At 52.3% G+C, this 13761-nt stretch carries 12 protein-coding genes; all 12 read left to right on the forward strand.

What is annotated here, in order from left to right:
* The first annotated feature begins 110 nt into the window (after nucleotides 1–110).
* The 12 genes from ACRZ91_RS18835 (at nucleotide 111) to ACRZ91_RS18890 (ending at nucleotide 13758) form a co-directional block, all read left to right on the forward strand.
* Nucleotides 111–884 carry a DeoR/GlpR family DNA-binding transcription regulator gene (locus tag ACRZ91_RS18835; protein WP_480907756.1) on the forward strand — a complete coding sequence of 258 codons (774 nt, stop codon included), beginning with the start codon at nucleotides 111–113 and terminating at the stop codon, nucleotides 882–884.
* An 18-nt stretch (nucleotides 885–902) separates the two neighbouring features.
* On the forward strand, nucleotides 903–1691 hold the full coding sequence (locus tag ACRZ91_RS18840; protein WP_480907758.1) for an inositol monophosphatase family protein: 789 nt from the start codon (nucleotides 903–905) through the stop codon (nucleotides 1689–1691).
* A 127-nt stretch (nucleotides 1692–1818) separates the two neighbouring features.
* The gene (locus tag ACRZ91_RS18845; RefSeq protein ID WP_480907760.1) at nucleotides 1819–2580 is read left to right on the forward strand and encodes an N-formylglutamate amidohydrolase; all 762 of its coding nucleotides are present in this window, start codon (nucleotides 1819–1821) and stop codon (nucleotides 2578–2580) included.
* Nucleotides 2565–3926, forward strand: a complete 1362-nt coding sequence (locus ACRZ91_RS18850; protein WP_170775547.1) for a glutamine synthetase family protein — start codon at nucleotides 2565–2567, stop codon at nucleotides 3924–3926. Before ACRZ91_RS18845 ends, ACRZ91_RS18850 begins: the two co-directional genes overlap by 16 nt.
* 89 nt (nucleotides 3927–4015) lie before the next feature.
* The gene (locus ACRZ91_RS18855) at nucleotides 4016–5398 is read left to right on the forward strand and encodes an aldehyde dehydrogenase family protein (RefSeq protein ID WP_480907762.1); all 1383 of its coding nucleotides are present in this window, start codon (nucleotides 4016–4018) and stop codon (nucleotides 5396–5398) included.
* 65 nt (nucleotides 5399–5463) lie between these two features.
* The gene (locus ACRZ91_RS18860) at nucleotides 5464–6609 is read left to right on the forward strand and encodes an iron-containing alcohol dehydrogenase (RefSeq protein WP_480907764.1); all 1146 of its coding nucleotides are present in this window, start codon (nucleotides 5464–5466) and stop codon (nucleotides 6607–6609) included.
* 10 nt (nucleotides 6610–6619) lie between these two features.
* Nucleotides 6620–7459 (forward strand): EamA family transporter, encoded by an 840-nt coding sequence (locus tag ACRZ91_RS18865; protein WP_170543787.1) that lies wholly within the window; start codon nucleotides 6620–6622, stop codon nucleotides 7457–7459.
* Between the two features lie 176 nt (nucleotides 7460–7635).
* Nucleotides 7636–8481 carry a DeoR/GlpR family DNA-binding transcription regulator gene (locus ACRZ91_RS18870; protein ID WP_480907766.1) on the forward strand — a complete coding sequence of 282 codons (846 nt, stop codon included), beginning with the start codon at nucleotides 7636–7638 and terminating at the stop codon, nucleotides 8479–8481.
* A gap of 29 nt (nucleotides 8482–8510) precedes the next feature.
* Nucleotides 8511–10550, forward strand: coding sequence for an ABC transporter substrate-binding protein (locus ACRZ91_RS18875; RefSeq protein WP_480457193.1), 2040 nt, complete (start codon nucleotides 8511–8513; stop codon nucleotides 10548–10550).
* A 72-nt stretch (nucleotides 10551–10622) separates the two neighbouring features.
* Nucleotides 10623–11627 carry an ABC transporter permease gene (locus tag ACRZ91_RS18880; protein ID WP_010443435.1) on the forward strand — a complete coding sequence of 335 codons (1005 nt, stop codon included), beginning with the start codon at nucleotides 10623–10625 and terminating at the stop codon, nucleotides 11625–11627.
* 5 nt (nucleotides 11628–11632) lie between these two features.
* Nucleotides 11633–12775, forward strand: a complete 1143-nt coding sequence (locus tag ACRZ91_RS18885; RefSeq protein WP_260027172.1) for an ABC transporter permease — start codon at nucleotides 11633–11635, stop codon at nucleotides 12773–12775.
* Complete coding sequence (locus ACRZ91_RS18890) at nucleotides 12772–13758, forward strand: ABC transporter ATP-binding protein (protein ID WP_010443437.1); 987 nt, start codon at nucleotides 12772–12774, stop codon at nucleotides 13756–13758. The genes ACRZ91_RS18885 and ACRZ91_RS18890 overlap by 4 nt, the downstream gene beginning before the upstream one ends.
* The last annotated feature ends 3 nt before the right edge of the window (nucleotides 13759–13761 follow it).

Consider the following 13761-nt stretch of genomic DNA (forward strand, 5'->3'; position numbering starts at 1 on the left):
GTCAAAATCCACATTAAACATCAAATATCAACATATGGACGCAAGAATTGTTGCTTTTGCAAAAAATTGTGGGATAACGTGGAAACTGTGAGGGATATTGTGGAAAGCGGATGTCGCAGACACACCGAGAAATTGAGCTTCTTGAAGCGCTAAGGCGCCTGGGTGGCTCTGCGCGGAACACAGATCTGGCGAAAGCGCTCGACGTTTCCGAGGAAACAGTACGGAGGACAATCAAGTCCCTTTCCAAAACCGCAATGGTGGCCCGCGTGCGTGGTGGTGCTTATTTGGTGGGCACACAGAACGACCCCAGCTTCTTTCGGCGCATTACTCAGCGCCCGACAGAAAAGCGGCTGATTGCCAATGTCGTTAGTACGCGAGTCTCTGACGGCATGACCCTTTTTCTCGATGTTGGATCGACCACTGCATTTGTCGCGGAAGAACTGCGACGGCATCAAAACCTGACAATCGCTACCAATTCGATTGGAGTGGCCCAGACACTGGTCAACGTGAATGGTAACCGGGTGCATATTCTTGGCGGAGAAATGCAGGCCAATGAGCGTGGTGCGTTTGGTCACGTAACCCACAGACAGGCCCAGCGACTGGTATATGACATGGCGATCCTCAGTACGGATGCCGTTTCACTACGCCGAGGCTTTTTGTATCACAGCAATGCAGAGGCAGAGCTTGCGCAGATCGTGGCGGAATGTGCCGACCAGATTCTGATTGCATTCGACCACGGCAAACTCAGCGAATCTGCGCCCTTTGTAGGACCCGCCCCGCGCCAGATTAGTCATATTGTGACCGATAAAGCGCTTAGTAAGGCACTCGCGCAATCACTGGATGCCTGGGGTATCAAAGCAGTAATTGCAGATGGATCGTATTGAATGTTGAGCCCTTCAGAAATGGTTAGATCGACTACGGACGGGAAAACACATGCAGAGCATGCGACGCAGATTGCAGCTTTGGCCGCTGACGCAGCTCGGGGTTATTTTCGTGGCCGCCTGGGCGTTGAATTCAAAACCGATGAAAGCCCTGTGACTCAGGCAGATAAAGGCGTCGAAACCATCGTGCGTGCCTATCTGGCTGAGCACTTTCCAGAAGATGGAATATTTGGTGAGGAACAGGGTGCCGAGGGGTTGAATCGTGATCATGTCTGGATCATCGATCCGATTGACGGCACCCGCTCGTTTCTGTCAGGCCATCCTTTATTTGGCTTCTTGTTGGGTTTGCTTGTTAAGGGTGAACCTTTGCTTGGCGTGATTGGAATGCCCGCACTGAATGAATGTCTGCTTGGTATCAAAGGGCAAGGGGCCATGCTAAATGGCCAGTCGGTTTCAGTCAGTGGAACAGAGAGTTTGAGCCACGCAGTATTCTTCGTGAATGAAGGAGATAAGATTTACCGTGATCACCCTGATTTGTTCGGAGATTTGATGCATTCCGGTCAAACCCGAAGGTTTGCCTACGATTGCTATCCCCATGCCCTGGTTGCGATGGGGCACGTTGATGCGGTTATTGACTATGACCTGCAACCTTACGATTTTCTTCCGGTTGCGGCTGTCATCGAAGCTGCCGGTGGTGTGATTACTGATTGGAATGGTAATCCGCTTAATCTGAATTCGGATGGTCGTGTGATATCAGCCGCGACGCCTGCATTGCATGCCGAGCTATTGGCCATGACCCTGGGACGCTAGATGGTAAATGGCAGATTTCTATTTGAATTTGTGCGCGCGGCGATGCTGATGGTTTTGTCGTTCATGTGGTGCGTCGTGGCACAAAGTTCAGCCTTGGTGCAAACCTGTACAGGGAGGTGGCAGGCGCATGATCGACCCGGTTGAGATATTGAATCCGAATGGCAAGGGTCGTGTCGTGTTGTTGTGCGAGCATGCAAGTTCCACAATACCCGAAGCTTATGACGAATTGGGCCTTGCCGAAAAAGACAGGTTGAGCCACGCGGTTTGGGATCCTGGTGCACGTGAAGTTACATTGGCCTTGAGTGTCGCCCTGGATGCGCCCGCCATACTATTGCGGGTTTCGCGGTTGGTTTACGACTGTAACCGTCCACCGGATGCGCCAAGTGCGATACCGGAAAGGTCCGAGCTGATTGAGGTTCCGGGAAATCAGAATCTGAACCAGTCACAGCGCGAGGTAAGAATACAGTCTGTCTATGGACCATTCTGTGCGGCCGTGTCAGGCGTTTTGGAAGCCCGCAACAACGATCCGGTGGTTGTGACGATACACAGTTTTACGCCGACATATTACGGCGCAAAGCGTGCGGTCGAAATCGGGCTGTTGCATGATGAAGACAGTCGCCTGGCCGACGCGATGCTGGCGCGGAAAACTTTACTTTCGCATCGTCGAGTAGAACGAAATGAACCTTACGGACCCGGCGATGGGGTTACACATTCGCTCAGGTTGCACGCCCAGTCCCGTGGATTGGCGAATGTCATGATCGAAGTGCGCAATGATCTGATGCGCTCTCCGGAGGATGTGGCGGAGATCACGGAAGAGCTATTGACGCTTCTTCAACCTGCCATAAAGGAAATCGCTCATTTGGAGGAGTTGTCATGGGCGGAACGATGACTTTTGAGGACCTTCAAGCGAAGGTCCAAGACGGCGCAATCGATACTGTTTTGGTCTGTTTTGCAGATATGCAGGGACGTTTGATGGGGAAACGTTTTCACGCGGCGCATTTTGTTGCGGGCGCTTATGAGGAAACGCACTGTTGCAATTACCTGCTGGCAACTGATCTGGAGATGGGAACGCCGGATGGCTACGCTTCGACTTCCTGGGAGCGGGGCTATGGCGACTATGTTATGAAACCTGATCTGACCACGCTACGGCCGGTACCGTGGCTGGAAGGTACGGCACTCGTGCTGTGTGACATTCTTGATCACCACACCCATGAGGAGGTCCCTCATTCCCCGCGTGCGATGCTTAAATCACAGGTAAAACGCCTGAATGCGCTTGGATATGATGCGAAGATGGCGACCGAGCTCGAGTTTTTCCTCTTCGAAAAGAACTTTGATGAAATCCGCAAAAGCGGGTTTCGGGATCTGGCGCCGATATCGGGTTACAACGAAGATTATCACATATTCCAAACCACCAAAGAAGAACATGTGATGCGCCCGATCCGCAATCATCTGTGGAATGCTGGGATTCCGGTGGAAAATTCGAAAGGTGAAGCAGAGACTGGTCAGGAAGAGCTGAATATCAAGTATGCCTCAGCATTGGACACGGCGGCTTATCACACAATCGCAAAACACGCCGTCAAAGAAATCGCGTGGCAGCAAGGCCATGCAGCGACATTTCTGCCAAAATGGCACCATGACAAGGTAGGCAGTTCGTCTCACGTTCATCAATCGCTTTGGAAAGAAGGTTCAAATGCATTCTATGATCCAAGCGACAGCTTAGGCATGTCTGAGGTAATGAAGGCCTATACCGCCGGTTTATTGAAGTATGCACCCGATTACACCTACTTCATGGCGCCCTATATCAATAGCTACAAACGGTTCATGAAGGGTACTTTTGCACCGACCCGCATCATTTGGTCGGTGGATAATCGTACTGCCGGATACCGACTTTGTGGCGATGGTACAAAAGCTATTCGTATTGAGTGCCGGATCCCCGGCTCTGATATGAACCCCTATCTTGCCATGGCAGGCATGCTTGCCGCAGGTATTGCAGGTATTGAACAGGGCCTAGAGCTTCAAGCTCCAACCAAAGGTGACGTATATCAGGGAGAATCCGGGATGATTCCGGGTAATCTTCGCGAAGCGCGTGACGCGTTACACGCATCTACGATGCTTCGCGCGGCTTTGGGCGACGAAGCCATCGACCACTATGTGCGCGCTGCTGAGGTGGAGATCGAAGAATTTGAACGTGTTGTGACTGACTACGAGATCGCGCGCGGATTTGAGCGGGCATAGCTCCGTATTGCCCTCGGAACATCGCTCGTTGGGTTTATGGGACTTTCTTTGAATAGACGGGGTGGAATCCCTGTATCTGGAGAACTGGCATGGATCAGGTTTTGAAATGTATCTCACCGATTGACGGGTCGGTATATGCAGAACGTGTGGCTCTGTCACGGGATGAGGCCTTTGCTGCGGCAGAGCGAGCCCGAGGCGCACAGGCAGTTTGGGCTTCGCGCCCGCTACAAGAGCGGATCGATTTGGTTATGGCAGGGGTTGCCGCTGTCGGGGCAATGAATGATGAAATCGTTCCTGAAATCGCAAAAATGATGGGCCGCCCGGTGCGCTATGGTGGCGAGTTTGGTGGCTTCAATGAACGCGCCAGCCACATGGCATCTATTGCCCCGGAAAGCCTTGCTGATATCGAAGTGGGCGAGGATGCGACCTTCAAACGCTATATAAAGCGTGTTCCGCACGGTGTGGTTTTTGTTGTAGCTCCTTGGAATTATCCGTTCATGACCGCGATCAACACGGTGGCTCCGGCACTGATTGCGGGCAATGCGGTTTTGCTGAAACACGCAACTCAGACACTGATTGTCGGGGAACGTATGGCGCAGGCATTTCATTCTGCAGGCGTACCGGACGACGTATTCCAGAATGTTTTCCTGACCCATGATGTGACCAATGATCTGATCGCAGGCAATGCGTTTGATTTTGTAAACTTCACAGGTTCTGTCGGTGGTGGTATCGCCATGGAGAGAGCTGCCGCAGGAACCTTTACTGGGGTCGGGACCGAGCTTGGAGGAAAAGATCCGGGCTATGTGATGGAGGATGCCGATCTGGACGCTGCGGTTGATACCCTGATCGATGGCGCGATGTTCAACTCGGGCCAATGCTGTTGCGGCATCGAACGTATCTATGTGCATGAAAGTCTCTATGATCAATTTGTTGAGAAGGCCGTCGAGATTGTAAAGGGATACAAGCTTGGAAATCCCTTAGATGCTGAGACGACGATCGGGCCAATGGCTAATTTGCGGTTTGCTGCAGAAGTCCGGGCGCAGATATCAGAGGCTCTGGCAGATGGAGCTGTCGCGCATATCGATCTGTTTGCCGAAGATGATGGTGGCGCGTATCTGACGCCGCAGATTTTGACAAACGTCAATCATGATATGCGCGTCATGCGTGACGAGAGTTTTGGCCCAGTTGTTGGCATCATGAAAGTGTCTTCAGACGATGAAGCCGTTGCTTTGATGAATGACAGCGAATTTGGGCTGACAGCAAGTCTTTGGACGCAGGACGTCGACCGGGCTGCCCATATAGGTGATCGGATCGAGACAGGCACGGTATTCTTGAACCGGGCAGATTATCTTGATCCCGGGCTTTGCTGGACGGGTTGTAAAAACACCGGACGTGGCGGCGGATTGTCGGTCATTGGTTATCACAACTTAACCCGACCAAAGAGCTATCACCTGAAAAAGGTGACCAAATAATCTCTGTGGCAACGCAGACATCACATGTTGGGTGCATGCACCCTTTGACTTGAATAGGTGAGAGAATGAGCATCACGGGAAACTGGTCTTACCCGACCGCGATCAAATTTGGCGTTGGGCGCATTTCTGAGTTGGCGGGTGCCTGCAAGGATCTCGGAATAAAACGCCCGTTATTGGTGACGGATAAAGGTCTGGCCAATCTGCCGATCACGGAACGCACGCTCGATATCCTGGAAGCGGAAGGTCTTGGTCGCGGTTTATTTTCTGATGTGGATCCGAACCCATCAGAGTTGAATCTGGCGGCGGGTGTGGACGCCTACAAAGAGGGTGGCCATGATGGGGTCATTGCATTTGGCGGCGGGTCCGGTCTCGATCTCGGTAAGATGGTGGCATTCCACGCCAATCAAACGCGTCCGATCTGGGATTTTGAAGATGTGGGCGATTGGTGGACACGTGCGGATGCCGATGTAATTGCGCCCATCATTGCGGTACCAACCACTGCGGGTACGGGTTCTGAAGTTGGCCGTGCGAGCATCATCACGAATTCACAAACCCACGTCAAAAAAATCATCTTCCACCCGAAAGTCTTGCCCTCGGTTGTGATTTGTGATCCGGAATTGACCGTTGGCATGCCCAAGTTCATTACGGCTGGCACCGGTCTTGACGCCTTTGCTCATTGTGTTGAAGCGTACTCCTCACCACATTACCATCCGATGAGTCAGGGTATTGCACTGGAAGGCATGCGCCTTGTCATCAACAATTTGCCGCGTGCCTATGCAGACGGTACGGACCTTGAGGCACGGGCCCATATGATGAGTGCTGCAGCCATGGGGGCCACGGCCTTTCAGAAGGGACTAGGTGCTATTCACGCCTTGAGTCACCCGATCGGCGCGATCTTTAACACTCACCACGGCACCACAAATGCTGTGTGCATGCCCGAGGTTCTCAAGTTCAATGCGGACGTCATTCGCGATCGCTTTAATCTGGCGGCCGGTTATCTGGGTATTGATGGGGGATTTGAGGGCTTTCAGAGCTTTGTGCAGGACTTCAATGACGGTTTTGATATTCCGCGAAAGTTGTCCGAGATGGGCGTAACTGTAGACAAGATGGATGCGCTTGTGGAAGGGGCGATCTCTGACCCGTCTTGTGGTGGCAATCCAGTGGAACTGACACGCGAAAATTTGCGCCACCTGTTTAATGCGCTGATTTGATACACGTCATTTGAGTACGGGTATCATCATAATTATCCTTGCGGCGGCAGTTTTGCATGCCGCTTGGAATACGATCGTTAAGGCTGCCGGTGACCGAACAGTGACGTTGGGGCTGGTCGCGCTTGGGCATGTTTTCCCGGGCCTGATCTTGGTGACCTATCTGCCTTTTCCAGCCATTGAAAGCTGGCCGTATTTGTTGGGATCAACAGTGATCCACTTCGGGTATTTTTATATGCTCGGTCAGGCATATAAACATGGCGATCTCAGTGTGGTTTACCCGATTGCGCGCGGCATCGTGCCTGCATTGGTTTCGCTTTGGGCAATGATTTTTGTGGGTGAGGTGCTACCCGCACAAGCGTGGTTGGGCATAGCGCTGATCGCGGGGGCTATTCAGCTATCCAGTTGGGCGGCGTTACGACAGGGCGTTGGCCGAGCGGCATTGGGATTCGCCCTGGGAACCGGTGTGTGTATTTCAGCCTATTCGCTTGTCGATGGTGTCGGAGTCCGCCTGTCCGAAAATACGCTTGGGTACTGGGCTTGGCACTCTCTGTTGCATGTTTTCATAGCGGCTTTTGTTGGTATCAGGCGTGGCAGGGCGATGTTGAAGTTACCTGCTAAGACATGGGTTATTGGGCTCACGGGTGGATTCGTTTCGATGACAGCCTACGGTCTTGTCCTCTATGCAAAAAACTTCGCGCCTCTTGGTGCCGTTTCGGCTCTGCGGGAAACATCCGTGATATTTGCGGCTCTGATTGGGTATTTGCTGCTTGGTGAAGGTCACCCGGTCCGTCGAATCATGGCTGCAATCATTATGGCAGTCGGCGTGGCATTGATCGCTTTGGCGTCCTGAGCTGTCAGGAAGTAATACAACAATCATTTTGTGCCGTAATGCCTCGACTGTTGGGCAGTTGATGGCGTGACCGTTTATGTTTGAATTAGATATATATTTTTGTGAAAAACCAAAATTGTCACAAAACTATTACTTTTTTTGTGGATTTATAAATGGAATTATGGCGAAGTTAAAAAATGAACGATGATAGTGGAAACATACCACATCGAGGGCGGGAGCTTCTCGACGTATTGGCACGGTTGGGCGGCTCTGCACGCAACACCCAAATCGCCCAGGTCATGGATGTGTCCGAAGAAACCGTTCGCCGTCTTGTCAAAGCGCTCGCACGCGAAAACATGGTCGAACGTGTTCACGGAGGGACGTATCTGTCGCGAGCGCAGGACACGCCAATGTTCTCTGGGGCGCTCGAACATAATGCGAAAGAGAAGACCCTTATTGCAAATCGGGTCAGCCAGATCATCGAAGACGGAATGGTGATATTCGTTTCGGTAGGCTCGACCATGACGCATGTTGCAGAACAACTTCGCGATCATAAGGACCTTTTGGTAGTGAGCAATTCGCTGTCGGTTATCGCATCTTTGGCAGATCACAACGGTACGCGCGCCATTCTTGCCGGAGGCGAAGTCATCCGCTCAGAACGCGGAAGCTTTGGGCGTGCCGCCGAGCAACTGGCGTGTCAGTATAGCTATGACGCCATTATCTGTGGTGCCGATGCCTTGTCTCTGAAAGGCGGAGTGCTGACCTCGAATCTGCTGGAAGCCGAGCTGACACGCGCGCTTTTGGACAACACCGCCCGTACGATTGTCGCAACGGACAACACAAAATTTGGAGCGCGAGCGGCCAATATCGCTTGTCGGTTTGATCAAGTGACTGATCTGGTCACAGATATTGCCCCACCCGCCAACTTTGGTTCGGCTCTGCATGAGGCTGAGGTCAGGGTCCACGTCGCTTCTGAAAGGGGTGGAACCAGCAATGGCGCAAGTGCAGATGATGCTAATGCCGCCATAGATGAAGAAAACTAAGAAACAGAGCTATCTTTAGGGAGGTTATCATGAAGAAGCTTTTGATGTCCGGAGCAGCATTTGCGACTCTTGGAAGTGCTGCCTGGGCAAATTGTCCGACTGCGACGGTGGCAGATATGCAAGGCCTGACGGATGGGGCATATCCTCAGCAATTTGATCTGTCTGAATTCCAGTCCGCAGGAAATTGTACGCTTGGATTTTCGGAAAACCCATCTATCGCAGATCTTAACGGCATGATCCGAGGCAACGAAGCCCTACCAGCAGTTGCGGATCGTTTGCCAGCTGATCCACTGGTTATCGTACCCTACGACAGCATTGGCCAGTATGGCGGCCAGCTGGACGCGCTGTCCAACGCTACGGAAAGCGGTACATCCGACTTCTTGTCTGTGCGCCACGTCAATCTGTTTCGCTATTCCGACGACTTGCAAACCTTGGTGCCCAATGTTGCGAAGTCCTGGGAATGGAATGACGCATTCACCGAGCTGACGGTTCATCTGCGTTCAGGTCACAAATGGTCGGATGGCGCGCCATTTACATCTGCAGATGTTGTCTTTTGGTATGATAACCTGATGATGGACACCAACGTTATAGCCGAAGCGAAGGACTACGCGCTGGCAGGTGGTGAACCGATGAAGGTTGAGGCGCTGGACGATACTACCGTTCGTTTTACGCTGGCAGCGCCGAAGCCGGGTCTGACCGAGACGTTCTCTTTCACGTATGTTCAGCCCTTCCAGCCAAAGCATTTCTTTGAACAGTTCCATCCGGCTCTGGATGCAAATGCGGACGCCAATGCACAAGCACTTGGATATGAGAACGGTTATGAGCTGATTAAAGCTTATTACGGTAATTCCGACTGGATGGACACGCCATCTCCGATGCTGACTGCGGGAGATAAACTGGCAGGTCTGCCCAAGGATGCGATGCCAACATTGGAAAGCCACATTCTGGTCAAGGAAAGCACAGAGGGGCGCCACTACGTTGCGAACCCATATTTCTTCCAGGTAGATACGGCAGGAAACCAGCTGCCCTATATCTCTGAGATGGATGAGACCTATGTTCCAGATGAAGAGGTACGGAACCTTAAACTGTTGAACGGCGAGGTGGATTACAAGTCGCAGGGGGTAAACCTGACATCTGCTCCGGTTCTGTTGGAAGGTCAGGAAAGCGGGAACTACACTTTAGAAGTGAAACCGGCAATTGGCTACCCGGTGCTAACGTTCAACGTTACTGCTGAGGATGAAGCTAAAAGAGCGATCTTCAATGACATTCGTTTTAGAACAGCGATGTCGGTTGCGATGGATCGCAATCAGCTAAATGAGGTAACCGCATTCGGCCTTGGTGAGCCAACACAGTATATTGGTTTTTCTCCGCGTCCGGATTTCATCGACGAAAAGTGGTCGAACTACGAGATCAACTTTGATCAGGAACGAGCAAATGCTCTTCTGGATGAAGTTGGCCTTGTTGATCAGAACGGAGACGGTTTCCGCGATCTGCCAAACGGTGATCCGTTTGTGCTGGACTGGCAGTTCTCGACGCAATCCGCATCGGCTCAGTTGGTGGAACTGATCGCACAGAACTGGAAAGATGTGGGCGTAAACACGGCAATCAAAGAGGTTACCTCGGATGAATTCCGTGCCGCGCAATCGGCAAACACTCTGGACATGGGCATGTGGCTCAAAAGCCAGCCAGCCGGTTCGGTTCTTGGCGATGGTGAAATCTGGGTGCCGCCGTTTGACGGGTATTTCGACGTGCGTACCGGTATGCTGTGGGCGGAGTACATCAGTTCAAATGGGGAAAATGGTGTGGAACCACCAGCTTGGGTTGCTGATCTGAAAGCGGCATTGGACACCTACCAATCTAGTGCGCCCGGATCAGACGCCTCGGTCGCCGCTGCGCAGAAGATGGTCGAGATCATGACTGGGGAGATGCTGTTCATTGGTACAGTTAATGCTCCGGCCCCGATCTATCATTCGAACAACCTGCAGAACTTCACTGAATTCAAAACGCAGTCCTACGAGTTCTACAGAACCTATCCGTACCGCCCTGCCCAGTGGTGGCTGTCGGAGTGATAGGCGTTTCAATCTAAGACAACGGTTAGGGGCGTCAGCGCCCCTTTCCACATGCTAGCCAGGAACTAAGAAATGCTCCAATTCGCTCGCTTTGCCGCCACGCGCGCAGTGATGGCTGTGGTTACTCTCGTGTTGGTCTCGCTCATCGTTTTTACACTGATGGAGCTTGTGCCGGGTGATTGTGCTGAACGCTATCTCGCCTACAAAAACACGCAGGGCTCGGCCATTACGTTGGCTGATATCGAGGCTGAGAGGGTAAGGCTGGGGCTTGATCGTCCTTTTCTGGTACGTTGGGCTACTTGGTTAAGCGGCGCTTTCCGCGGTGATTTCGGGGATAGCTGCATTTTGCGCGTCAATATCGCGCAACTTCTAGGTGACAAGTTTTGGATCTCTTTGTGGATCTGCTTGGGCTCTTTGACACTGGCATATATGATCGCAATCCCGGTGGGCATTATCTCGGCGGCGTCAAGGAACGCTTTCCTCAACAATTCCCTGCGACTGGTCAGCTATTTGGGTCTGGCAATGCCGAACTTTCTGCTGGCGTTAATGGTGATGTTATTTTCCACCGTGTATTTCGGAGAGACACTGACCGGCCTGTTCAGCCCTGAATATCGTGAAGCGCCATGGTCATGGGCCAAGTTTGTGGATCTTTTGAAGCATGCCTGGCTGCCGATTTTCATTCTGGGATGGTCGGCAACCGCATTTGCTCTGCAAACCGTTCGTGCACTGATGTCGGACGAGATCGGCAAGCTTTACGTGACCGCCGCCGCCGCGCGCGGGATATATGGTCGCCGACTCTTATGGCGCTATCCCGCACGCCATGCGCTGGGGCCGATCGTCAACTCGCTTGGGTTCGACCTGAACCGTATCTTCAATGAACTGCCCATTGTGGCCCTGATCCTGACACTCACCGAAGCTGGATCTCTACTGCTTGAGGCGCTGGCACGGTCGAATGACCAGCAGCTGGCTGGTGCGATCATATTCCTGCTGACGGCTGCCATCGTCACGCTGAACTTCGCGACCGACATCCTGTTGGCTGTAATTGACCCGCGCGTACGCAAGAGCATTCTGAGGTAACGCCCATGTCTGCAAAAACGTCTACGAAAATTGACGATCAGAAGGCAAAAGAAGCTTACTTTACGGCTTCACAGCGCCAACTGATCTGGGCCAGATTCAAAAAACAACGTGCGGCCATGATTGCCGCTACAGTGCTGGTTGTATTGATCCTGTCAGGTCTATTTGCACCTTTCCTGTCACCCTATGATCCGACAGTCGCTGGTCGGGATAAGGATTACTTGAATGGGGCACCTCAGATCCCGAAATTCTGCGACAAGAATGGCTGTTCCATACGTCCGTTCCTGCACACTGTGACACGCGAACGATCATTGGCGACAAATTTTCGATGGGTTGAGAAGGTCAACGAGGATGAACGCCGCTATATGGAGTTCTTCGTAAAGGGCGATAGCTACAAGCTATTCGGATTTATCCCTGGCAACATCCATTTGTTCGGTATGGAGCAAGGATACGTTCACCTATTCGGAACTGATAGTGCGGGCAAAGACATCTTCTCGCGTACGCTTCATGCAGTCTGGACGTCGCTTCAAGTGGGAACTTTGGGAGTTGTGATATCATTCGTTCTTGCGCTGATGATTGGGGGGATTGCTGGCTACTACGGTGGCGCGATTGACAGCGTGATCCAGATGATTACCGACGCGGTCAGGACGGTGCCTTCGATCCCGCTCTTTATGGCTATTGCGGCCTTTATTCCGCCCGAGTGGTCGGCTGAGACCCGATTTTTCGTTATTACCCTGATATTGGGATTGGTCGGGTGGCCGACGCTGGCGCGAAGGGTGCGAACGCATCTGCTGACCGAGCGTAATCAGGAATATGTTTTGGCGGCTCAACTTTGCGGAGCATCTGCAGGGCACGTTATACGGCGACATCTCCTTCCCAGCTTTACCAGCTATATCATCGTCGATCTGGTGATCTCGTTTCCGTATGTTGTCCTGTCCGAGACGGCTCTCAGTTTTATTGGGTTAGGGCTTAAGGATCCGGTCAATTCATTGGGTGTAATGCTCCAGAACGTGACCAAGGCGGACGTTTTATTGAACTATCATTGGTATTTTATTCCGGTCTTTTTCTTCATCGCTCTGGTCATGGCTTTCGTCTTCGTTGGTGATGGATTGCGTGATGCCGCTGATCCATATTCGGAGTCCCGCAAATGAGCCTGATCGACGTCGAAAATCTTACGCTGCAATTTAAGACCGACGAAGGTTTGATCACTGCGGTAGATGATGTGTCTTTCTCACTGGCGCCCGGCGAAGTCATGGGCCTTGTAGGGGAAAGTGGTTCTGGAAAGTCCGTGACTGCGAAATCTCTGATGAAGCTTAATCCGGGAAATGCGGTCTATTCTCCGGAAAGTCGGATTACCTTGCATCTTGATAGCGGCCCAGTGGATGTTATGAGCCTGAAACGGCCCCGCGATATGGAAATTGTACGGGGTGGGTCGATCTCGATGATCTTTCAGGAACCCATGGCCAGTTTTGCGCCGGCGATGACAGTCGGTAGCCAGATGGTTGAGCAGTTGTTGATCCACACTGACTTGTCCAAGAAACAGGCTAAAGAGCTATCAATTGAGATGCTGGACCGGGTCGGTATCTCTGACGCATCCACTCGGTTTGGGCAATATGCGTTTGAGATGTCCGGCGGTATGCGGCAACGGGCGATGATAGCCATGGCCCTATCGACCAAACCCAAGCTGCTGATCGCGGATGAGCCCACGACGGCGTTGGATGTAACCATTCAGGCGCAAGTAATAGACCTGATGAAAGACCTCGTGGCTGAGTTCGGCATGGGGATTATCTTTATCACTCATGATCTTGGCGTCGTTGCACAAACCGCTGACAAAGTGGCGGTGATGTATCTGGGCAAGATGATTGAGCAGGGACCGGTGCGCGAAGTTATTCGGAACCCGTATCACCCCTACACCAAAGGTCTGATCGATGCCCTGCCGCAGTTGGATGACCTGGAGAAACCGCTCATGCCGATTCCAGGAGATATTCCGTCACCTCTGGAACGGCCTGCGGGATGTGTCTTTCACACCCGTTGCGGCAAGGTGATCGGCGACATTTGTCGCACTGTTGTGCCGCAATGGTCTGATACGGGCGAAAATCACCGCACCGCGTGTCACTTGTGCGCTGAAGGATAAGTG

The organism is Ruegeria sp. O11 (assembly GCF_056535285.1).

Excerpts from the sequence above, each read along its gene's own strand:
- ACRZ91_RS18835 (WP_480907756.1), top strand. The coding sequence starts at position 111 with ATGTCGCAGACACACCGAGAAATTGAGCTTCTTGAAGCGCTAAGGCGC.
- ACRZ91_RS18840 (WP_480907758.1), top strand. The coding sequence starts at position 903 with ATGGTTAGATCGACTACGGACGGGAAAACACATGCAGAGCATGCGACG.
- ACRZ91_RS18850 (WP_170775547.1), top strand. The coding sequence starts at position 2,565 with ATGGGCGGAACGATGACTTTTGAGGACCTTCAAGCGAAGGTCCAAGAC.
- ACRZ91_RS18880 (WP_010443435.1), top strand. The coding sequence starts at position 10,623 with ATGCTCCAATTCGCTCGCTTTGCCGCCACGCGCGCAGTGATGGCTGTG.
- ACRZ91_RS18855 (WP_480907762.1), top strand. The coding sequence starts at position 4,016 with ATGGATCAGGTTTTGAAATGTATCTCACCGATTGACGGGTCGGTATAT.
- ACRZ91_RS18870 (WP_480907766.1), top strand. The coding sequence starts at position 7,636 with ATGAACGATGATAGTGGAAACATACCACATCGAGGGCGGGAGCTTCTC.
- ACRZ91_RS18890 (WP_010443437.1), top strand. The coding sequence starts at position 12,772 with ATGAGCCTGATCGACGTCGAAAATCTTACGCTGCAATTTAAGACCGAC.
- ACRZ91_RS18845 (WP_480907760.1), top strand. The coding sequence starts at position 1,819 with ATGATCGACCCGGTTGAGATATTGAATCCGAATGGCAAGGGTCGTGTC.
- ACRZ91_RS18860 (WP_480907764.1), top strand. The coding sequence starts at position 5,464 with ATGAGCATCACGGGAAACTGGTCTTACCCGACCGCGATCAAATTTGGC.
- ACRZ91_RS18885 (WP_260027172.1), top strand. The coding sequence starts at position 11,633 with ATGTCTGCAAAAACGTCTACGAAAATTGACGATCAGAAGGCAAAAGAA.
- ACRZ91_RS18875 (WP_480457193.1), top strand. The coding sequence starts at position 8,511 with ATGAAGAAGCTTTTGATGTCCGGAGCAGCATTTGCGACTCTTGGAAGT.